The organism is Mesorhizobium sp. M1365 (assembly GCF_040317865.1).
Lineage (GTDB): Bacteria > Pseudomonadota > Alphaproteobacteria > Rhizobiales > Rhizobiaceae > Mesorhizobium.
In genome coordinates this window covers 233944-253813 of the sequence record NZ_JAMYLG010000003.1, presented here as the reverse complement: position 1 = coordinate 253813, position 19870 = coordinate 233944, and the positions used below count along the sequence as shown (strand labels likewise).

The 19870-nt window shown below is 64.1% G+C and carries 19 protein-coding genes and 1 tRNA gene; 4 read left to right on the top strand and 16 right to left on the bottom strand.

Going from position 1 to position 19870, the window contains the following annotated elements; all coding sequences use genetic code 11:
- Position 1 precedes the first annotated feature (1 nt).
- Positions 2–847, top strand: coding sequence for an EamA family transporter (locus NKH04_RS05395; RefSeq protein WP_352918259.1), 846 nt, complete (start codon positions 2–4; stop codon positions 845–847).
- Here the strand turns inward: NKH04_RS05395 and NKH04_RS05390 are convergent, their stop codons facing one another.
- The 14 genes from NKH04_RS05390 to NKH04_RS05325 all read right to left on the bottom strand — a co-directional run bounded on the left by NKH04_RS05390 (position 848) and on the right by NKH04_RS05325 (position 15743).
- Positions 848–1159, bottom strand: a complete 312-nt coding sequence (locus NKH04_RS05390) for a Dabb family protein (RefSeq protein ID WP_352918257.1) — start codon at positions 1157–1159, stop codon at positions 848–850.
- Between the two features lie 10 nt (positions 1160–1169).
- Positions 1170–2798 (bottom strand): GMC family oxidoreductase, encoded by a 1629-nt coding sequence (locus tag NKH04_RS05385; RefSeq protein WP_352918255.1) that lies wholly within the window; start codon positions 2796–2798, stop codon positions 1170–1172.
- A gap of 12 nt (positions 2799–2810) precedes the next feature.
- On the bottom strand, positions 2811–3572 hold the full coding sequence (locus NKH04_RS05380; protein WP_352767106.1) for a 3-ketoacyl-ACP reductase: 762 nt from the start codon (positions 3570–3572) through the stop codon (positions 2811–2813).
- Positions 3569–5083, bottom strand: coding sequence for a GMC oxidoreductase (locus NKH04_RS05375; protein WP_352767108.1), 1515 nt, complete (start codon positions 5081–5083; stop codon positions 3569–3571). The genes NKH04_RS05380 and NKH04_RS05375 overlap by 4 nt, the downstream gene beginning before the upstream one ends.
- 5 nt (positions 5084–5088) lie before the next feature.
- Entirely contained in the window at positions 5089–6204 is a 1116-nt protein-coding gene (locus NKH04_RS05370; protein ID WP_023675366.1) for an ABC transporter ATP-binding protein, read from the bottom strand.
- Positions 6205–6208: 4 nt separating this feature from the next.
- The gene (locus tag NKH04_RS05365; protein ID WP_023675367.1) at positions 6209–7153 is read right to left on the bottom strand and encodes a carbohydrate ABC transporter permease; all 945 of its coding nucleotides are present in this window, start codon (positions 7151–7153) and stop codon (positions 6209–6211) included.
- A complete protein-coding gene (locus NKH04_RS05360; RefSeq protein ID WP_023675368.1) occupies positions 7150–8109 on the bottom strand; it encodes a carbohydrate ABC transporter permease in 960 nt (319 codons plus the stop codon). The genes NKH04_RS05365 and NKH04_RS05360 overlap by 4 nt, the downstream gene beginning before the upstream one ends.
- Before the next feature lie 144 nt (positions 8110–8253).
- Entirely contained in the window at positions 8254–9507 is a 1254-nt protein-coding gene (locus NKH04_RS05355) for an ABC transporter substrate-binding protein (protein ID WP_352918253.1), read from the bottom strand.
- Positions 9508–9566: 59 nt separating this feature from the next.
- On the bottom strand, positions 9567–11078 hold the full coding sequence (locus NKH04_RS05350) for an aldehyde dehydrogenase family protein (RefSeq protein WP_352682494.1): 1512 nt from the start codon (positions 11076–11078) through the stop codon (positions 9567–9569).
- A gap of 15 nt (positions 11079–11093) precedes the next feature.
- Positions 11094–11870 carry an enoyl-CoA hydratase/isomerase family protein gene (locus tag NKH04_RS05345; RefSeq protein WP_352918252.1) on the bottom strand — a complete coding sequence of 259 codons (777 nt, stop codon included), beginning with the start codon at positions 11868–11870 and terminating at the stop codon, positions 11094–11096.
- Positions 11863–13464 (bottom strand): acyl CoA:acetate/3-ketoacid CoA transferase, encoded by a 1602-nt coding sequence (locus tag NKH04_RS05340; RefSeq protein ID WP_352918250.1) that lies wholly within the window; start codon positions 13462–13464, stop codon positions 11863–11865. The genes NKH04_RS05345 and NKH04_RS05340 overlap by 8 nt, the downstream gene beginning before the upstream one ends.
- The gene (locus NKH04_RS05335) at positions 13461–14477 is read right to left on the bottom strand and encodes a Gfo/Idh/MocA family protein (RefSeq protein ID WP_352918249.1); all 1017 of its coding nucleotides are present in this window, start codon (positions 14475–14477) and stop codon (positions 13461–13463) included. Before NKH04_RS05335 ends, NKH04_RS05340 begins: the two co-directional genes overlap by 4 nt.
- Positions 14474–15529, bottom strand: a complete 1056-nt coding sequence (locus NKH04_RS05330; protein ID WP_352448238.1) for a LacI family DNA-binding transcriptional regulator — start codon at positions 15527–15529, stop codon at positions 14474–14476. The genes NKH04_RS05335 and NKH04_RS05330 overlap by 4 nt, the downstream gene beginning before the upstream one ends.
- A complete protein-coding gene (locus NKH04_RS05325) occupies positions 15486–15743 on the bottom strand; it encodes a hypothetical protein (protein ID WP_353012714.1) in 258 nt (85 codons plus the stop codon). Before NKH04_RS05325 ends, NKH04_RS05330 begins: the two co-directional genes overlap by 44 nt.
- Positions 15744–15771: 28 nt before the next feature.
- Between NKH04_RS05325 and NKH04_RS05320 the strand changes: the two genes are divergently transcribed.
- Both NKH04_RS05320 and fcl read left to right on the top strand, forming a co-directional pair.
- Complete coding sequence (locus tag NKH04_RS05320; protein ID WP_352918248.1) at positions 15772–16926, top strand: dihydrodipicolinate synthase family protein; 1155 nt, start codon at positions 15772–15774, stop codon at positions 16924–16926.
- A gap of 162 nt (positions 16927–17088) precedes the next feature.
- A complete protein-coding gene (gene fcl / locus NKH04_RS05315; RefSeq protein WP_352767123.1) occupies positions 17089–18051 on the top strand; it encodes a GDP-L-fucose synthase in 963 nt (320 codons plus the stop codon).
- A 67-nt stretch (positions 18052–18118) separates the two neighbouring features.
- Here the strand turns inward: fcl and NKH04_RS05310 are convergent.
- Positions 18119–18193 (bottom strand) — tRNA-Val (locus NKH04_RS05310).
- A 104-nt stretch (positions 18194–18297) separates the two neighbouring features.
- Positions 18298–18660, bottom strand: a complete 363-nt coding sequence (gene cpdR / locus NKH04_RS05305) for a cell cycle two-component system response regulator CpdR (RefSeq protein WP_006199474.1) — start codon at positions 18658–18660, stop codon at positions 18298–18300.
- Positions 18661–18813: 153 nt separating this feature from the next.
- Here cpdR and NKH04_RS05300 point away from each other — a divergent pair, with 153 nt between their 5' ends.
- Positions 18814–19755, top strand: a complete 942-nt coding sequence (locus NKH04_RS05300) for an N-formylglutamate amidohydrolase (RefSeq protein ID WP_352539364.1) — start codon at positions 18814–18816, stop codon at positions 19753–19755.
- Positions 19756–19870 lie beyond the last annotated feature (115 nt).

The window sequence follows — 19870 nt, the reverse complement described above, 5'->3', positions numbered from 1 at the left end:
GATGAGCCTGTTTGTCTTTTTCGCGGTGCTCGCCGCCGCTTCCATGCATGCGATCTGGAACGCGCTGGTCAAGGTCCACCTCGACCGTTTCCTGTCGATCACACTGATGACGCTCGGCATGGGTGCCGCTGCGCTGGTGACGTTGCCTTTCGTCGAGGTGCCGAAGCCGGAAGTGTGGCCATACATCCTCGCCTCGGTTGTCTTCCACATGGGCTACAGGACGTTCCTGATCGGCGCCTACAAGACCGGCGATTTCGCCCAGACCTATCCGCTGGCGCGCGGCACCGCGCCATTGCTGGCCGCTTTGGGGGGCGTTGTGGTGGTTGCCGAGATGCCGGCGCCGCTCGCCATTCTCGGCATCCTCTTGTTGTCGGCGGGCACGCTGGTGCTGTCGTTTCGCGGCGGCGCGCATCTGGAGAAATTGAACCTGCGCGCCGTCGGTTTCGCGTTGGGCACATCGATCTTCATCGCCAGCTACACGCTGTCGGACGGCAGCGGCGCGCGGCTGGCCGCCACCGCGTCGAGTTATGCCGCCTGGCTGTTCGTCTGCGATGCGCTGTGGGCGCTGGTGCTATGCGTCGTCTTTCGCGGCCCACAGGCGCTGCCGGTGCTGGCGCGCGACTGGAAGGCCGGAACCTATACCGGCGTGCTCAGCGGCGGCGCCTACTGGATCGTGATGTGGGCGATGACCAAGGCGCCGATCGCCTCGGTGGCGTCGCTGCGCGAAACATCGATCCTGTTCGCCATGATGATCTCGGTGTTCGCGCTCGGCGAGAAGATGACGGCATGGCGAGGTGCCGCGGTGCTTAGCATCGTTGCCGGCGTCGTTGCGCTGAGAATGGGATAGTCACGCGATCTCCAGATCAAACACCATCAGCCCGTCGGGGCCGCCTTCGAGCGCCGCGACCAGTTTTGCGCCGGCTCGCTGATGCGCTTCATGCTCCAGATAGGCATCGCGTGCCGCAGGGTCGCGAAAGTCGATGGTGAAGCCGTGCGTGAAGCCGCGGGCGAAGGGTTCCGGGCTGGTATTGGCGCTGAATTCGACCTTGCCCATGCCGTCGATCACCGCCCGCAACGCTTCGAGATCGGCATGGATTGCCGCGCGCTCGGCGTCGGCGACATCGTTGCGAAATCTGACGAAGACACAGTGCCTGATCATTCTTTGTCCCTCATGCCGCTCGGTTGGTGGAAAACACCGCCGGCGGCAGCGGCTCGCGGCCAAGGATCAGATCGGCGCCTTTTTCGCCAATCATGATCGTCGGGGCATTGGTGTTGGAGGAGGGGATGCGCGGCATCACCGAGGCGTCGCAGACGCGCAGGCCCTCGATACCGCGCAGCCTGAGATCTGGCGTTACCACGCTCATCGCATCGTGGCCCATGCGGCAGGTGCCGACCGGGTGGTGGTCGGTCTTGGAACTGCGGCAAGCGTAGTCGAACAGCTCGTCGCCGCTCTGCAGGTCGGGTCCCGGCAGTACCTCGCGCAGCACAAAGGGGGCCAGCGCCTTCTGCCGCATGATCTCGCGCGCCAGCCTCAACCCCTTGATCGACATGTCGCGGTCATAGGAATCGGACCAATAATTCGGATCGATCAGCGGGCGGTCGGCCGGATCGGCACTGTTCAGCCGCACGGTGCCGCGCGAGCGCGGGCGCAGGAACGCCGAGTTCAGTGTCACGCCCGGATTGTTCAGCTTCTCGACGCCGGCCTCGATGCCGGAGCCGAGGCCGAGATGCAGCTGGATATCGGGAGAGGCGGCGGTCGGATCGGCGTACCAGAAGCCGCCGGTCTCGAACAGGCTGGAGGCTACCGGGCCTTTCTTCAGGAGCAGATACTGCAGCCCGGCCCACGCCGTCCAGTGCAGCTTGGCGTAGTTGTCGTAGGTGTGATCGCCGGTGCATTCGGCGATGACGAACAGGTCGAGATGATCCTGCAGGTTGGAGCCGACGCCGGGCAGATCGTGCACCGGTGTCACGCCGACCGCCTTCAGATGGTCGGCCGGGCCGATGCCCGACTGCAGCAAAAGCTTCGGCGAGCCGATGGCGCCGGACGAGACGATCACCTCGCGCTCGGCGCGCAGGATCGTTGGCTGGCCGCCCGGCCTGTCGACGATCTCGACGCCGACGGCGCGGCCCTTGTCGACGACGATGCGCGTCACCAGAACGCCGGTCCTGACGGTGAGATTCTTTCGCTCGCGGATCGGCCGGAGATAGGCGACAGAGGCGGAGGAGCGCTTCGCGTCCTTCTGCGTCAGCTGATAATAACCGACGCCCTCCTGGGCTACCCCGTTGAAGTCGGGATTGAAGGGGATGCCCATCTCCTGTCCGGCACGGAAATAGGCCTCGCAGATCGGCAGCGGCGCGATCGGGTTCGATACGCCGAGCGGGCCTTGGTCGCCGTGGAAATCGTTGGCATAACGCTGGTTGTTCTCCGCGCGCTTGAAATAGGGCAGCACGTCGCGATAGCCCCAGCCGGCAAGGCCTTCTTCCTTCTCCCAGGCGTCGTAGTCGCGGGCGTTGCCGCGCGTGTAGATCTGGGCGTTGATCGAAGAGCCGCCACCGATCACCTTGGCCTGCGTGTATCGGAAGACACGGTCCTGCATGTGCTTTTGCGGCACCGTCGACCAGCCCCAGGCGGCGATGCCCTTGGTCATCTTGGCGAAACCGGCCGGCATGTGGATCAACGGATGCCAGTCCTTGCCGCCGGCTTCGAGCAGCAGCACCTGATGCGACGGATCTTCGCTCAGCCGGTTGGCGAGTACGCACCCGGCCGGGCCGGCGCCGACGATTATGTAGTCGGTCATGGCATCACCTGTTCATAGCCTCGGCACCGACAGCGCGCCGTCGATATTGATGACCGAGCCGGTCGAAAAGCCGAACTTGCCGCCGGCGAGCGCCGCCACGGCGGCACCGATATCTTCGCTCTCGCCCCAGCGCATCGCCGGCACCAGCCCGCCGTCGATCAGCCCGTCATATTTGGCGGTCACACCGGCGGTCATGTCGGTGCGGATGATGCCCGGGCGCACCTCGAACACGGCGATATTTTCGGCGGCGAGCCGCAGTGCCAGGTTCTTCACCCACATCGAAAGCCCAGCCTTGGAGATGCAGTAATCGGAACGTTCCGGCGAGGCCATGGCGGCGCTGACCGAAGTGATGGTGATGATCGATCTCGCACCATCGCTTGGCAGGCCGAGCATCGCTTTGGCGACGGCCTGGCTGAGGAATACGGTGCCGCGCAGATTGATGCCGAGCACCCGGTCGAAATTTTCCGGCTTGAGCTCGAGCAGATCGCCGCGCAGGACAGTGCCGATGCCGGCATTGTTGACCAGGCAGTCGATGCGGCCGAAGGCGCTTGTCGCGGCATCAATCAGCGCTGCGTGGCCGTCGAGGTCGGCGATGTCGCCGCTGACATAGGCGAATTTCGCGCCGCGCCCGGTGATGTCGGCGGCGAGCCCGTCTGCGGCTTCGTCAGCAAGGTCGGCGACCAGAATATCGAAGCCGGCGCTGGCCAGCGCCTCGGCACAGGCAAGGCCGATGCCGCGCGCGCCGCCGGTGACGATCGCTGCCGGGCGGCTCATGTTGCAAGCTCCGTCTTGCGGATATGATCGGCGACGCGCAGCGCCTGTGCGGCGATCGACAGCGCCGGATTGACGGCGGCCGAATTCGGCAGGAAGCCAGCATCGACGACGAACAAATTGCTGTGGTCGAAGGAGCGGCAGAACGGATCCAGCGGCGAGGTCGCTGGATCGTTGCCCATCTTCACCGTGCCGCACTGATGTGAGGGCGTGCGCTTGTCAAACGGCCGTGACAGGACGATCGGATAGCCGCAGGCGCGGAAATTCTCGCGCATCACCTTGGTCAGTCCGTCGAGCGACTGCATGTTGGAGCGCCGCCACTGCATGACGATGTCCTTGCCGTCGACCATGATGCGGCTCTCGGGATCGGGCAGGTCCTCGCACATCAGATACCAGTCGACGGCGTGGCCGGCCATGAAATCCAGCGCGAATTTGGGCGCGCGCCTGACATTGGCCTTGAGGATGTTGCCGTCGATCTTGCCTAGAAGCTGGACGTTGCCGAGCGGTTTGCCGCCCTTGCCGTCGGACAGATAATAATCGTTCAGCATCAGCGTCTTCTGGTAGACGGACTTGTTCCTGCGGCGCGGATCGATCGCCAGCATGGCGCTCGAATTGTGGTTCATGAAGTTGCGGCCGACCTGGTCGGAACGGTTGGCCAGGCCTTTGCCACCGCCTCTGCCCTGAGGGGTGGGCGAGCGCAGCAGGATGGCGGCGGAATTGACTGCGCCGGCCGACAGGATGACCAGCTTCGGCGCGACTTTCTTCAGCGTACCGTTCTGTCGATAATGGACGGCGATGATTGTCCTCGCATCCGGCGATGCCTCGAGATATTCGACATGGGCGCCGGTCTCGAGCTTGATCTTCTGGTCGGCAAGGGCGGCGGCCAGCGGTCCCGTTTGGGCGTCGACCTTGCCGGTCCCGGTGTTGGGAAACGCGTCCCACGGCGTGCTGCCGTCTTTCAGCCAGGCTTCGATGTCGACGCCGAGCGGCAGCGATGCCGGATGCAGGCCTAGGCTCTTCAACTCGGCGCGCGCACGCGCGATCGACGGCTCGTCTGGTACCGGCCCGAAAGGGTAGGGCGTAGAGTGGAACGGCTCGGTCGGGTCTTCGCCGAGTGCACCGCGCACGCGGAAAAGTTGCTCGGCCCTGGAATACCAGGGCTCGAATTCCTCGTAGGAAAACGGCCAGGCCGGCGAGACGCCGCCATAGTGCTCCATCTCCGAAAAGTCTTCCCTGCGGTAGCGGATCAGCACCGCGCCGTAGAATTTCGAATTGCCGCCGACATAGTAGTAATTGCCCGGGTTGAAAGGCGCTCCGCCGGCCTCGAGCCACATCTCCTTCGGCCGATAATGACCATCGACGAAGATTGCGTGGGTGTCGCGTGTGTGCGGCGTTGCCGGCAGTGGTTCGCCACGCTCCAGCATCAGGATCGAGGCGCCACCGCCGGCAAGGCCGGAGGCGATCGTGGCGCCGCCTATACCGGAGCCGATGATGACGATGTCGGGATTTGTCATGGCCGTTAGACGATGCGTTTCTCGGTCGCCGGATCGAAGAACACCGCCTTGGTCAGGTTGAAGGCGAGCGGCGTGACCGTGCCGGGCTGGATTTTGGCATCGGCGCGCAGCCGCGCCACCACCGCCTTGCCGCCGAGATTGGTGACCGCGAACGTATCCGAGCCGGCCGGCTCGATGACCTCGATGTGACAGTCGGCGCGGGCGATGTTCGAGGCGTTGCGTTCGGCACCCTCGGGATCGGTCAGTGCTTCCGGGCGGACGCCGAAGATGATCGGTTTTCCCTGGAATGCCGACAGGCCGGCCGGCGCATTGCCCAGCGGCAGCGAGATCGGCTGGCGCGCCTCGCGCTCCATGACGACGGAGAAGCCGCTGCCGTTGCTGCCGATCGTCGCCGGGATCAGGTTCATCGCCGGCGAGCCCATGAAGTCGGCAACAAACAGGTTGACCGGATTGTTATAGATTTCGGCTGGCGTGCCGAACTGCTGCACCTCGCCGTCGCGCATCACCGCGATCTTGGTGGCCAGCGTCATCGCCTCGATCTGGTCGTGGGTGACGTAGACGATGGTGGTGCCGGTGGTGGCATGCAGGCGCTTGATCTCGATGCGCATGTCGACACGCAGCTTGGCATCGAGATTGGACAAAGGCTCGTCGAACAGGAACAGCTTTGGATCACGCACCAGCGCCCGGCCCATGGCAACGCGCTGGCGCTGGCCGCCGGAGAGCTGGCTTGGCTTGCGCTTCAGCAGATGGCCGATCTGCAGGACCTTCGCCACCTTGTCGATTGCCTTCTGGCGCTCGCCGGCCGGCACGCCGCGCATCTCCATGCCGAAGGCGATATTGCCGGCAACCGTCATGTTCGGATAGAGCGCGTAGCTCTGGAAGACCATGGCGATGTCGCGCTTGGAGGGGTGGAGATCGTTGATCGTGCGTCCGTCGACGCGGATTTCCCCTTCGGTGATGGTTTCCAGGCCGGCAATAGTGTTGAGCAGCGTGGACTTGCCGCAACCGGAAGGCCCGACCAGCACGAGGAAGCCGCCCTTTTCCAGGTCGAGGTCGATGCCTTTCAGGATCTCGACCGCTCCGAAACGCTTCTTCAGCCCGTCAATTTCCAGAAAAGCCATGCGATTATCCTTTGACGGCGCCGGCCATCAGGCCGCGCACGAAATAGCGGCCGGCGAGCACGTATACGAGGAGCGTCGGCAGCGCGGCGATCATCGCCGCCGCCATGTTGACGTTGTATTCGACGACGCCGGTCGAGGTGTTGACGACATTGTTCAGCGCCACCGTCATCGGCATCACGTCGCCTGAGCCGGCATAGGCGGAAGCGAAGAGGAAGTCGTTCCAGATGTTGGTGAACTGGTAGATCACCGTCACCACGATGATCGGCAGCGAGTTGGGCAGCATGATGCGCCGGAAGATCTGGAAGAAGCTGGCGCCGTCGATCTGCGCCGCCTTCACCAGTTCGTTCGGAAACGCTTCGTAATAATTGCGGAAGAACAGGGTGGTGAATCCGATGCCGTAGACGACGTGAACGAACACCAGATTCACGGTCGGATTGCCGAAGCCGAAGGTGAGGCCGGTCGCGTTCTGCAGCTTGACGCCGAACCGGCCGAGGCTGCCGAGGATCGTTGCCATCGGCAAGAGGACGGACTGGAACGGAATGAAGCAGGCAAACAGCATCAGCCCGAACACCAGCGTCGCCCCGCGAAAGCGCCACTTCGTCAGCACATAGCCGTTGAGCGCACCGAGCAGGGTCGAGATGATGACGGCCGGAACCACCATCTTGATCGAGTTCCAGAAATAACCCTTCATGCCGACGCAGGTGAGACCCGAGCAAACCTCGCTCCACGCCCTTATCCAAGGTGCGAAGGTCGGCTCCTGCGGCAGCGCCAGCATGTTGCCGTTCTGGATTTCGTCCATGGTCTTGAACGAGGTCACAAGCATGACGAACAGCGGCATCAGATAGAACAGCGCGAACAGCGCCAGCAGCCCGTAGATGACAATACGGTTGACCGTCCTGGCGCTGATACCGCCAGTGCTCTGGCGAGCAGGAGTGGCCACGGCGCTCATCGCGGCTTCTCCCGAAGCTCGGAATAGAGATAGGGAACGATGATCGCGGTGATGGTCATCAGCATGATCACGGCGCTGGCCGAGCCGACGGCCATCTCGTTGCGCTTGAAGGTGTACTCATACATGAAGTTGGACGGCAGCCAGGCCGAACCGCCCGGCCCGCCGCTGGTCAGCGCGACCACCAGATCGTAGGATTTGATGGCGAGATGCGCGAGGACGATCAAGGCGGACAGGAAGATCGGCCGCAGCAGCGGGATGACGATGCGACGGTAGAGCTGGAAGGTGGTGGCGCCGTCGATCTGCGCCGCCTTCAGGATCTCGCCGTCGATGCCGCGCAGGCCGGCCAGGAACATCGCCATGATGAAGCCCGACGCCTGCCAGACGCCGGCGATGACCACCGTGTAGATGACGAAATCCTTGTTCTTGATCCAGTCGAAATGGAAGCTCGTCCAGCCCCATTGGTGCAGTGTCTGCTCGAGGCCGAGGCCGGGGTCCAGAAACCATTTCCAGGCAACGCCGGTGACGATGAACGACAGTGCCATCGGGTAGAGGTAGATCGGCCGCAGCACACCTTCGCCGCGGATCTTCTGGTCGAGCAGGATCGCCAGGAACAGGCCGAGCGCCAGGCAGATGGAAATGTAGAGGAAGCCGAAAATCCCCATATTGGTGATCGACGTGTACCAGGAGGACGGCGGATCGCTTTCGAAAGTCCAGCGCCATAGCCGCTGATAGGCGCGTGGCCCGGTGATCGCATAGGAGGGAAAGGTCTTGGAATTGGTGAAGGACAGATAGATCGTCCACAGGATGAAGCCGTAGACGAAGACGATTGTGGCGGCGAAGCTCGGCGCCAGCACGAGCTTCGGCAGCGCGTCCTGAAGGCGCGAGCGCACCGTGGCGCCCGGACGGGCATCGTGCTCCGGCGTCAGCGTGATACTGGTTTCAGCAACTGTGCTCATCTGTCCATTCCGTATGGCGGGTCCGGAATTCTGCTGTCTCGGGCTCTGCGGCACGAAAGCGTGCCGGTCGGCGCAACCGCAAAACATCGCCGCAGGGGATCTCCCCGGCTTGCGCCGGGGAGATCATTCACATGGGCGGGTGCCTTACTTGGCGTCTTCGATCGCGCTGACCAGTTGGGTCACGGCCTCGTCCGAGGTCTTGATCTGGCCGTGCACGAATTTCGAGACGACATCCTTGTAGGCGTTGGCAACCGCGGGAGGCGCGCCATAGCCCTGCGCCAGCGAACCGAACAGCGTGCCGCGTTCATTGGCGGCCTTCAGGTCGGCCATGCCCTTCTTGCCGCAAGCGTCGAAATCGGTGTCCGGCACGTCGGTGCGGGCCGGAACAGACCCCTTGACGACGTTGAAGGCCGACTGGAAGCTCTTCGACAGCGTGGCGGTGGCCAGGGCGATCTGGGCGGCCTTGCGGTCCTCCGGAACGTTGAACATGCCGAACATGTCGGAGTTGTAGACGACGCTGCCGTCGGTGCCCGGGAAGCGGTAGCACAGGAAGTCGGTGCCCGGGACCTTCTTGGCGGCGTTGAATTCGCCCTTGGCCCAGTCACCCATCACCTGCACCAGCGCATCGCCCTTGATGACCATGGCGGTGGCGAGGTTCCAGTCCCGGCCCGAGAAGTTCGGGTCGACATAGGTGACGAGCTTGGCGAGATTGTCGAACGACTTCTTCATCGTGTCGGACTTCAGCGACTCCTCGTCGAGGTCGTTGAAGGCCTTCTTGTAGAACTCAGGCCCGCCGGTCGACAGCACGACTGAGTCGAACATTGTCGCTTCCTGCCAGTTCTGGCCGCCCAGCGCGAGCGGGATGACGCCCGCCGCCTTGGCTTTGTCCAGCAACGCAATGAAGTCGTCGAAGGTCTTGGGCTCGGTGCCGCCGATCTTGTCCATCACCGCCTTGTTGATCCATAGCCAGTTGACCGAGTGGACATTGACCGGAGCCGCGACCCACTTGCCGTCATAGACGGAGAATTTCTGCAGGGCCGCGGGAACGGACTTGTCCCAGCCTTCCTTTATCGCCGTCTCGGTCAGGTCGCCCATAACGCCGGCTGCGGCGTAATCGAGCACGGTATAGCCAAGCATCTGCGAGGCGGTCGGGTAGTTGCCCGCTGCCACCATCGCCTTCAGCGCGGTCATGGCAGCGTCGCCGCCGCCGCCGGCCACCGGCACGTCCTTCCAGGCAAAGCCTTCCTTGGCCAGATCCTGCTTGAGCACGTTCAGAGCGGCAGCTTCGCCGCCCGACGTCCACCAATGCAGCATCTGGACTTCCTTGACGTCCTCGGCATGGGCCGCGAACGCAACGCCCGATGCGAGAGCCGTCCCGATAAGCAGTTTGCGCAACATGTACTTCCTCCCTTGTTGAACTTACACGACCGGCGGATGCCCGCCGGGTTCTTCCCAACTCAGCCGACCCACCATCCGGTGCGCTGGCCGCGATGAAACTGGATTGTCTTTTCCTCGGTATAATCCTCGACGGCGCGCTTGCCGAGTTCGCGTCCGAGACCGGACTGCTTGTAGCCGCCGAAAGGCAGCTCGGGGTAACCCTCCATGAACGTGTTCACCCAAACGGTTCCCGAACGCACATTCCGCGCCACCGACATGCAGGTATCGATGCTGGCGCTCCACACGCCCGCCGACAGACCATAGGGCGTGTTGTTGGCGATGTGCAACGCCCTTTCAATCGATTCAAAAGTCAGCACCGAGAGCACCGGACCGAACACTTCCTCGCGTGCAATGGCCATGTCTTCGGTGACATCGCGAACGATGGTCGGATCAAGATACTGGCCGGCGCTCGAAGCAAGCTGATTGCCGCCGCTACAGATCCGGCCGCCGCCGTTTTCCGCTGCCGTCACGTAGCCGGTGACCTTGGCCATATGGTCGGCGGAGATCATCGCGCCGACCTTGGTGCGGTCGTCGAGCGGGTCGCCGACAACCACCTTGGCGGTGAGGGCATTGACGGCGCCGAGGAACTCGTCGGCGATCGCCTCATGGACGATCAGCCGGCTGCCGGCATTGCAGCATTCGCCGGCATTGAAAAAGCCGCCGAACACCGCCGCGTCGGCGGCGGCCTCGAGGTCGGCATCGGGAAAGACGATCTGGCCGTTCTTGCCGCCGAGCTCCATCGCGACTTTCTTCAGCGAGTTGGCGGCAGACGCCATGGTCATCTTGCCGACGCGGGTGGAGCCGGTGAACGACACCATCTCGACCAGCGGATGGCTGACCATCGGTGCGCCGACATCGGCGCCCAACCCGGCAAGGATGTTGACGACGCCATCCGGCAGGCCGGCCTGCATCAGGATCTCGCCGAGCACAAAGGTCGAGGCCGAGGTCATCTCGCTCGGCTTGACCACCGCCGTGCAGCCGGCGGCGAGCGCGAAGGGTAGTTTCTGGCTGACGATAAGGAACGGGAAATTCCACGGCGTGATGATGGAGACGACGCCGATCGGTTCGCGCAACACGACGCCGAGCATGGCATCGCCGAGATTGGCGTAGCTTTCGCCGTGAAGCGTGCGGGCAAGTGCCGCGGCATAACGCCAGATATCGACGGCGCCGCCGATCTCGCCGCGCGCCTGCGCAATCGGCTTGCCGGATTCCAGTGCGTCGAGCCGGGCAATCTCGTCCAGCCGCGCCTCGATCAGGTCAGCAGCCTTGAGCAGGATCGCGGCGCGCTCGGCGGCCTTCATGCGCGGCCACGGGCCGGTCTCGAAGGCCCTGTGCGCGGCCTGTACCGCAGCCTCCACGTCCGCCGCGCCGGCTTGTGCATAGCGCGAGACGGTGAAGCCGTGGCCAGGGCTGCTGCGCTCCAGCGTGCGGCCGTCCTGGGCGTCGACGAACCTGCCGCCGATCAGCAGCCGGTAGCTTTTCGGCGCTGCGGCTGCCTCGGCGGGCATGGCGATGTTGAGGGGTGCGTTCATGTGATTTCCAGGTTCCTAAAATCTTGAGAACGCCGGCTTCTGCTTGGCCTTGAAAGCCTCGACGCCGGTCCTGAGATCGCTTGTCAGCGCGATGAAGCCGCTGGCCAGCGCTTCGGTCGCGGCAGCACTCTCTTCGCCCTCGGCGATGGCAATCATCAGCTTGGCGGCTTCGGTCGCGAGCGGGCCGCGCTCGGCGATCTTGCCGGCCCAGGCCTTGGCTTCGGCGAACGCCTTGCCGGTCTCGACCACCCGGTCGACAATCCCCACTGCCATCGCATCGGTAGCCAGAAACACCTCGCCGCCGAGCGCCATCCGCCGCACTGCCTGCGCACCGAAGCGGCGCACGGCGCGCTGGGTGCCGGACCAGCCGGGAACGACGCCGATCGAGGTTTCGGGGAACCCCAGCTTCACCTGTGTTTCCGCCACGCGGAAGTCTGCAGCGGCCGCCAGTTCCAGCCCGCCGCCCAGCGCATGGCCGGCAAGAACGGCGATCGTCGGCTGCCGTAGCCGCGCCAGCCGGTCGAAGACGCGGTGGCCGTAGCGCACCCATTGCACCTGGAAATCGGCAGCGCTCATTTCCGCCCAAGCCTCGACGTCGCCGCCAGCGCAAAAGCCCTTGCCTTCGCCGCAGACCAGCACGACGCGGACGCCGGTTGCTGTCTCGGCCTCGTCGAATGCCGCTTCCAGCGCCCGCAGCATCGGAATATCGAGCGCGTTGAATTTCTCCGGCCGGCGCAGCGTGACAATGCCGATGGCGCCGTCGGTTTCAAAGGTTACCAGACGCTCAGCCATGTGCGCCTCCAAGCGACGCGCCGCCATTGAGCGATAGGCCGATCGGCCGGTCCCGGTAGAGCGCATCCGGCGTCACTTTCAGGTCGTTGGCGACGGCGAGCGGGATCTCGGCCTGCGCCAGCACATCGCGCTCGAGGTCGATGCCCGGCGCCAACTCGGTCACCATCAGCCCCGCAGGCGTCAGCTTCATCACGCAGCGCTCGGTGACATAGGTGATATCCTGTCCCTGCGCGACGGCACGCTTGCCCGAGAAGGAGATATGCTCGACCTCGCCGACGACCTTCTTGACCTTGCCCTCCTGGTCGATGCGGATGCCGCCACCGGCAAGCGACAACTTGGCGCCGGCATTGAAGAAACCGGAAAAGACGATCTTCTTCGCCCGCGCGGTGATGTCGACGAAGCCGCCGGCGCCGGCGGTGACATGCGGCCGCGCCGAAAGCTTCGAGACATTGACCGAGCCGTGCCGGTCGATCTGCAGGAAGGACAGCAGCGAGGCGTCGAAGCCGCCGGCCTGGAAATAGATGAACTGGTGCGGCGAAGGCATGAAGGCATCGGCGTTCGACGAGCAGCCGAACTTGAAATCGAGCAGCGGCACGCCGCCGACCGCGCCCTGTTCGATGACCCAGGTGACCTTGCCGTGCTGGCCTTCCTCGAGCAGGATGCGCGGCACATTGGCCGAGATGCCGAAGCCGATATTGACCGCCATGCCGTCGGCAAGCTCCATGGCGACGCGGCGCGCAATGACCTTCTGGACGTTCATCTCGGCGTTGCGAAAGCTCGACAGCGGCCGGAAGATCTCGCCGGAGATGGCCGGATCGTAAGGCGTCAGCGTCGTCTGCAACTGGTCGGGCGCCACCACGATATGGTCGACCAGCACGCCGGGCACGCGCACATCGTGCGGCTTCAGCGTGCCGTTCTCGACGACGCGCTTGACCTGCGCGATGACGATGCCGCCATTGTTGCGGGCGGCCAGCGCCTGTTCGAGGCCGCCGAGATAGGCACCCTCATGCTCATAGGTAAGGTTGCCGCGCTCGTCCGCCGTGGTGGCGCGGATGATCGCGACCTGCGGTACGATCGAGCGGAAATAGAGCCATTCCTCGCCGTCGAACTGCTGCACCGAAACGATCGGCTCGCTGGCGGCAGCGTTCATGGCGCAACCCTGATGGCGCGGGTCGGCAAAGGTATCGAGCCCGACCTTGGTCAGCACGCCGGGGCGCTTGGCGGCGGCCTCGCGATGCATGTCGAACAGGATGCCGGACGGCACGTTATAGGCGGCGACCGTATTGTCGCCGATCATCTTCCAGATCTGCGGCGGTTCCGACGATGAAGGCCCGGACGGATAGGAGCCGCACAAAGTGCGCTTCAACAGGCCGGGCTTGGCTACATGGTCGATGCCCTTGATGCCGTACATGTCACCGGCGGCGATCGGGTGCAGCGTCGTGATGTCCTTGGGATGGCCGTCGGCGTCGAAGCGCTCGCCGATGGCGGCAAGCACCGCATCCGGGCAGCCGAGGCCGCTCGACGACGACACGGAAACGACCACGCCATCCCTGATCAGGCCGGCAGCCTCAGCCGCGGAAACGAGCTTGCTCACGCTGCGCTCCCGAGCTTCGGGTCGATGGCAACGGCCCTGCCAGACCTGGCCGACTGCAATGCCGCTTCGGCTGATGTCAGCGACCAGACGCCGTCCTCGCCGGTGGCGGAAGGCTGGCCCTCGCCGCGGATCGCCGCGTGGTATTGGCGCAGCGAACGGGCATAGAGGTCTTCGCGGTCGAAGCTCAATTCCTCCTCACCCTGTGCCGTGCGAAGCAACACCGAGCCGACTGGCTTCTGCGTCATTACGTCCTTGGCGATCAGCGAGCCTTCGCTGCCATGCACCTCGAAGCCGGTGCCGGCGAATTTGGTGGTAAAGCCCTCGTGCGACTGGGCGATGACGCCCGATGCGAAGCGCCAGAGGCACATGGCGCCGTCTTCCAGCCCGCCGGCGGCCATGCCGGCCGATTGTGTGAACGCCGAGATCTCGACCGGATCGTCGCCGAGCACGAAGCGCAGCGTGTCGGCATCGTGGACGGTGATGTCGAGCACCACGCCGCCGCCGGCGTCCGGCCTGGTGATGCGCCAGCCCTGCAGGTGTTCCGGCAGATAGACAGAGTGGAAGACGCGCGCGGCGATCGGCCTGCCGATGCGGCCGCCAGCGATCGCTTCGCGCATCGCCCGATGCGAGCCGGCATTGCGCAGATGGTGATTGGTGCCGAGCACAACGCCGGCGGCCCTGGCCGCCGCGACCATCTTGCGCGCGTCGGCGCTGGTCAGCGCCAGCGGCTTTTCGCACAGCACATGCTTTCCCGCCTCGATGGCGGCGAGTGCCTGTTCGAGATGCAATTCGTTAGTGGTCGAGATGTAGACGGCGTCGATATCGGATTTGAGCAGGGCGTCGAGCGTCGAGACCGCCGCCGGAATGCGGTTTTCACCGGCGTAATTGGCGGCGCGCTCCGGGCTGGAGCTCATCACCGCGGCGATCTCGCCGTCCTTCTGCGCGCGGATGGCGCCGATCATGAACTGTCTTGCGATCGTGCTGGCGCCGATCAATCCCCATCGGACGGTCATGCCGCGTCTCCCATTCCTGCACGCCGAGTTCCATTGCGATCGGGGCCGCAGCTTTCCCGGACCACGAGGTTGACGGCGCCGATATGATCCTCGGCGCGCGTGGTGCGCGACTGGATCATCTTCAGCACGACATGGGCGGCGCGCTCGCCGAGGCCGGCGGTGTTCACCGCGACGCTGGTCAGCGCCGGCATATAGTGCTCGGCCTCGGCGACGTCGTCGAAGCCGACGACGGCAAAGTCCGCGCCGGGTTCCAGGCCGCGCTTGCGCAGCGCCAGCAAGACGCCGAAGGCGACCGCATCGTTGAAGCAAAGGGCCGCGGTCGGCGGCGCGGCCATGGCAAGTGCGGTTTCCAGGCAGGCAATACCGCCCTTGCGGCTGGTTTCGCCCTCGAAGACCAGCCTGTCGGCCGGATCGATGCCGAGCGCTTCACAGGCCTCGCGAAAGCCGCCCAGGCGCTCGTGATAGACGACAAGGTCGGACGAGCCGCCGAAGAAGGCCAGCCGGCGGTGGCCCTTGCCGATCAGATGGGCGGTGGCGAGATAGGCGCCGCGATGATTGTCGGGCGTGATCACCGGGATACGGCTTTCGGGAAGCCGGCGCATGACGAAGACGACCGGAACGCCTGCGGTCTCAAGGCGACGGAACGCACCAGGCGTGGTGCCGCGCGCCGGCGACACGACGAGCCCGGCGACACCCTGCTCCATCAACGATTTCAGAACCTCTTCCTGGCGCACCGGGTTTTCAGCCGTATTGGCGATGAAAGGCACGACTCCGGCCGACTGGAAGACGCGCTCCATGCCGACCGCGAGCTCGGCGAAAAACGGATTGGTGAGATCGTTGATGACCATGCCGATGACGTTGGAATGGGCCTTGCGCAGATTGGCGGCGCCGCGGTTGTAGACATAGCCGACGTCCTCGATCGCCTTGCGCACCTTGAGCGCGGTTTCGGGCCGGATCAGCCCGCTGCCTTGCAGCACCAGCGATACCGTCGATTTGGACACGCCCGCCTCACGGGCGATGTCGAGTATCGTTGCCTTGGCCCGGCTGGCCATCCAGATCTGTCCTCCCGGTGGTTTCTTGTGCGATTTTATTGGAACGATCTAATCCCTGCGGCGCATTTGAGTCAATCGCGTTTTTGCGAAGCCGGGAAAAATGCGGCTCGGTGGCGCAATTCTCCGGCAAGCAGGGCTTTCGGCTGCTGCGATGCAGCAATTTTCGCTGCACGAGGCAGGAGTCAAAATATCTTGATTTGTTGGAACGTTCCATTTAATAGGCGTTGGCAAGGGAGAGAGCCATGGACATCACCTTGCCCGGGGAAGGCGCCGGCCGTGTCCGCTACCGGCTTGTCGGCCAGCCGGTGCAGCCTGTGGCCGGCGCTCGCTTCTCGCGTATCGCCTACGCCGCCGCCCATGTCGTTGCCGATCCCCTCGCCATGACCGATCCGTGGTCGAGGCCCGCGGTCGACTGGGACAAGACGATGGCGTTTCGCCGTCACCTCTGGCGGCTTGGCTTCCGTGTCGCCGAAGCGATGGACACCTCTCAGCGCGGCATGGGTTTCGACTGGGCGAATGCCAAAGAATTGATCCGCCGCTCGATCGCCGAGGCGCACAGCGTCGAAGGCGCCGATCTTGCGTCGGGCGCCGGCACCGACCATCTGGCGCCGGGGGGCGCCAGCAGGCTAGACGATGTCATCGCGGCCTATGAAGAACAGCTCGGCTTCATCGAAGGGCTTGGCGGCAAGGCGATCGTGATGGCCAGCCGGGCGCTGGCGGCGGTCGCCAAAAGCCCCGACGACTATATCGGCGTCTACGACCGCATCCTGTCCCAGGTCTCCGGCAAGGTCATCCTGCACTGGCTGGGCGACATGTTCGACCCGGCGCTGAAAGGCTACTGGGGCAGCAGCGACTTCGAAACTGCGCTGGAGACGCTGGTCGCGATCATCGAACGCCATGCCGGCAAGGTCGAAGGCATAAAGATATCGCTGCTCGATGCCGGCAAGGAGATTGCGCTCAGGGATCGGCTGCCCGAGGGCGTGCTGATGTTCACCGGCGACGATTTCAATTACCCCGAGCTGATCGCCGGCGACGGCGACAGACATTCGCACGCGCTGCTCGGCATTTTCGATGCCATCGCGCCGGTCGCCAATGCGGCGCTGGCAAAGCTGGCCGACGGCGACCGCGCGGGCTACGACGCGCTGATGGCTCCGACAGTGCCGCTGTCGCGCAAGATCTTCGAGGCGCCGACCGAATACTACAAGGCCGGCATCGTCTTCATGGCATGGCTGAACGGCCATCAGGAGCATTTTTCGATGGTCGGCGGCATGCAATCGGCGCGCGGCATCCGTCACTATGCCGATGTCTTTCGCCTTGCCGACCAGGCAGGGTTGCTGGCCGACCCCGAGCTTGCCATTGCCAGAATGACAAGCCTCTGCACGGTAGCGGGCGTCTGATCGCGAGCGCTACAGCGTCCGATCCAAAGGTTGCTTCGGGTGGCTTTGCGATTTGCCTTGTCTGGGCAAATCTGTATGCGGTATGCGTCCGGCAACAGAGAAGCCGATCCGGCGCTCCGCCGGCCAACTGGCATAGCTGCCGTTCTGCATTGGGGTAAGCTGATGACCTTCGACCTTCAGGGCAAGCGCGTTTTCGTGGCCGGACATCGCGGCATGGTCGGCTCGGCTATCCTGCGCAGATTGGCCGATGAGGATTGCGAGGTCCTGACCGCCTCGCGCGCCGAGCTCGATCTTCTCGACCAGGCCGGCGTGCGGCGCTGGATGGCCGACCGCAAGCCGGATGCAGTGGTGATGGCGGCGGCCAAGGTCGGCGGTATCCTGGCCAACAACAGGCTTCCCGTCGATTTTCTGCAGGACAATCTCGTCATGCAGAACAATGTCATCGACAGCGCCTTCCGCAACGAGGTGCAGAAGCTGCTGTTTCTCGGTTCATCCTGCATCTATCCCAAATTCGCGGCGCAGCCGATCTCCGAGGACGCCTTGCTGACCGGACCGCTCGAACCCACCAACGAATGGTATGCGATCGCCAAGATCGCCGGGCTGAAACTGTGCCAGGCCTATCGGCGCCAGTACGGCGTCGACTACATCTCGGCGATGCCGACCAATCTCTACGGCCCGGGCGACAATTTCGACCTCAATTCCAGCCATGTCGTGCCCGCTCTGATGCGCAAGGCGCACGAGGCCAGGCGCGCCGGCCGCAAGAGCCTGGAGGTGTGGGGATCAGGCACGCCGATGCGCGAATTCCTGCATGTCGACGACGCCGCCGGCGCGCTGGTCTGGTTGCTGAAGAATTATTCGGGCGAGAGCCACATCAATGTCGGCTCGGGGGAAGACATCACCATTGCCGATCTTGCCCGCACCATCGTGTCGGTCGCCGGCGCCGATGCCGCAATAACATTCGATGCGACGAAGCCGGACGGCACGCCGCGCAAGCTGATGGACGTGTCGCGTCTGTTCGCCACCGGCTGGCGCCCGCGTTACTCGCTGCGCAGCGGATTGGAACAGACCTATGCCTGGTTTCTGGAGCACGTCGAGACCGGCGATCTGCGCCTCGGTGCGGCCTGAGGGCCGGTATTGGCCGGGAACATCAGTCGACGAAAAATACCGACGGCCAATTGAGGGATTATTTGGATGGTGGGCGTGACAGGGATTGAACCTGTGACCCCTGCAATGTCAATGCAGTGCTCTCCCGCTGAGCTACACGCCCATCCGAAGCCGCGCATACACCATTTTTGGTTCGGCACGTCAATAGCGGGAAAAGGGAAAGAACGCCTGGCTTGCGGCGTCGGTCAAGACGCGACAAAAAGCGCGTCAGGCGGCCTGCAGCATCTTTTCGACTTCGTTGACCAGGTCGCGCAGGTGGAACGGCTTCGATAGCACCTTGGCGTCTTTCGGCGCCTTGGAATCAGGGTTCAGCGCGACGGCGGCGAAGCCGGTGATGAACATCACCTTGAGGTCGGGATCGATCTCCGTGGCGCGTCGGGCGAGCTCGATGCCATCCATCTCGGGCATGACGATGTCGGTCAAAAGCAGCGAAAAAGGTTCCTCGCGCAGCCGCTCATAGGCGCTGGCGCCATTGTCGAAATCGCTGACCTGATAACCGGCGCGCTCCAGCGCCTTGACGAGGAACCGGCGCATGTCGTCGTCGTCTTCCGCCAGCAGAATGCGTGCCATGTTGTCCCGTCCGAATCACCCAACCGACAATGCCGTGCGGCAAGCCCGTTAACCATGCTGTATATGAGGAGGTGACGGTAAACATCAAGTGAACGTTGGCCGCACAATCCTGATTTGGCTGGCGCTTCGGCGGCTGGACATGCGGGCGGCGAGGTGGCACTTTCCCATCATGATGCATTGGTATTCCCGGGTTCGTCCAAATTGAAAACGGCAGCCGAGGATTTTTCGGTCGTTCCACCCTTCGAAATCCGATCGGGCGCCGAACAGCGCGTTCCCTTCCTCTTCAACTCGCCGCATAGCGGCCGCTACTATCCGGACCGGTTCATGGCTATGGCCAAGCTGGACCGCAACGCCATCCGCCGCTCCGAGGACTGCTATGTCGAGGAATTGTTCGGCGGCGCCGTCGCGCTCGGAGCGCCGATGCTGGCGGCAAACTTCCCGCGCGCCTATCTCGACGTCAATCGGGAGCCGTGGGAACTCGACCCGCGCATGTTCGCCGAACCGGTGCCGTCATTCTGCAACATCCGCTCGGCGCGGGTGGCCGGCGGGCTCGGCACCGTGCCCAAGCTGGTCGGCGAGGGGCTCGACATCTATTCCGGCCGCTTGCCGCTGGCGGAAGCCGTGGCGCGCATCGAAGCGGTCTACAAGCCCTATCACGAGACGCTGAAACGGCTTTTGACCAGAACCCATGCGCGCTTCGGCTACGCCGTGCTGATTGACTGCCACTCGATGCCGGCAAGCATAAGGGTCGGCGACAGCGGATTGCGGCCGGATTTCATCGTCGGCGACCGTTTCGGCATCTCGGCCGCGGCGGCGTTGACCGAGACGGCGATCGGCCTGCTCACCGGCATGGGCTACAGCGTCGCCCACAACAAGCCCTATGCCGGAGGCTTCATTACCGAGCACTATGGCCGCCCCGTGCGCCATCTGCATGCGCTGCAGATCGAGGTCAATCGCGGGCTCTACATGAATGAGCGGACGTTCCAGAGATCGGCTGGTTTCGACGCACTGGCCGACGATCTGGCGCGGTTTTCGGCCGAACTGATGGCGATGCCCGATCACAATTTCATGGATCTGCCGCTGGCCGCCGAATAGCCGCGGAATCGCGGTACCGCCGCTCATGCGGCAGCGTAAAAAAAGACCGCATCGTTTGCACGACACGGTCGAAGTCTAGGGAGGAAACGCCCAAGGAGGGCATGGACAGGAACCC

What these genes read in the sequence shown, in the direction of transcription:
- NKH04_RS05335 (WP_352918249.1), bottom strand. Translation starts at nt 14,477, where the DNA reads ATGACCGTCCGATGGGGATTGATCGGCGCCAGCACGATCGCAAGACAG.
- fcl (WP_352767123.1), top strand. Translation starts at nt 17,089, where the DNA reads ATGACCTTCGACCTTCAGGGCAAGCGCGTTTTCGTGGCCGGACATCGC.
- NKH04_RS05375 (WP_352767108.1), bottom strand. Translation starts at nt 5,083, where the DNA reads ATGACAAATCCCGACATCGTCATCATCGGCTCCGGTATAGGCGGCGCC.
- NKH04_RS05395 (WP_352918259.1), top strand. Translation starts at nt 2, where the DNA reads ATGAGCCTGTTTGTCTTTTTCGCGGTGCTCGCCGCCGCTTCCATGCAT.
- NKH04_RS05350 (WP_352682494.1), bottom strand. Translation starts at nt 11,078, where the DNA reads ATGAACGCACCCCTCAACATCGCCATGCCCGCCGAGGCAGCCGCAGCG.
- NKH04_RS05380 (WP_352767106.1), bottom strand. Translation starts at nt 3,572, where the DNA reads ATGAGCCGCCCGGCAGCGATCGTCACCGGCGGCGCGCGCGGCATCGGC.
- NKH04_RS05345 (WP_352918252.1), bottom strand. Translation starts at nt 11,870, where the DNA reads ATGGCTGAGCGTCTGGTAACCTTTGAAACCGACGGCGCCATCGGCATT.
- NKH04_RS05325 (WP_353012714.1), bottom strand. Translation starts at nt 15,743, where the DNA reads ATGGAACGTTCCAACAAATCAAGATATTTTGACTCCTGCCTCGTGCAG.
- NKH04_RS05330 (WP_352448238.1), bottom strand. Translation starts at nt 15,529, where the DNA reads ATGGCCAGCCGGGCCAAGGCAACGATACTCGACATCGCCCGTGAGGCG.
- NKH04_RS05365 (WP_023675367.1), bottom strand. Translation starts at nt 7,153, where the DNA reads ATGAGCGCCGTGGCCACTCCTGCTCGCCAGAGCACTGGCGGTATCAGC.
- NKH04_RS05355 (WP_352918253.1), bottom strand. Translation starts at nt 9,507, where the DNA reads ATGTTGCGCAAACTGCTTATCGGGACGGCTCTCGCATCGGGCGTTGCG.
- NKH04_RS05385 (WP_352918255.1), bottom strand. Translation starts at nt 2,798, where the DNA reads ATGACCGACTACATAATCGTCGGCGCCGGCCCGGCCGGGTGCGTACTC.
- NKH04_RS05390 (WP_352918257.1), bottom strand. Translation starts at nt 1,159, where the DNA reads ATGATCAGGCACTGTGTCTTCGTCAGATTTCGCAACGATGTCGCCGAC.
- NKH04_RS05360 (WP_023675368.1), bottom strand. Translation starts at nt 8,109, where the DNA reads ATGAGCACAGTTGCTGAAACCAGTATCACGCTGACGCCGGAGCACGAT.
- cpdR (WP_006199474.1), bottom strand. Translation starts at nt 18,660, where the DNA reads ATGGCACGCATTCTGCTGGCGGAAGACGACGACGACATGCGCCGGTTC.
- NKH04_RS05370 (WP_023675366.1), bottom strand. Translation starts at nt 6,204, where the DNA reads ATGGCTTTTCTGGAAATTGACGGGCTGAAGAAGCGTTTCGGAGCGGTC.
- NKH04_RS05320 (WP_352918248.1), top strand. Translation starts at nt 15,772, where the DNA reads ATGGACATCACCTTGCCCGGGGAAGGCGCCGGCCGTGTCCGCTACCGG.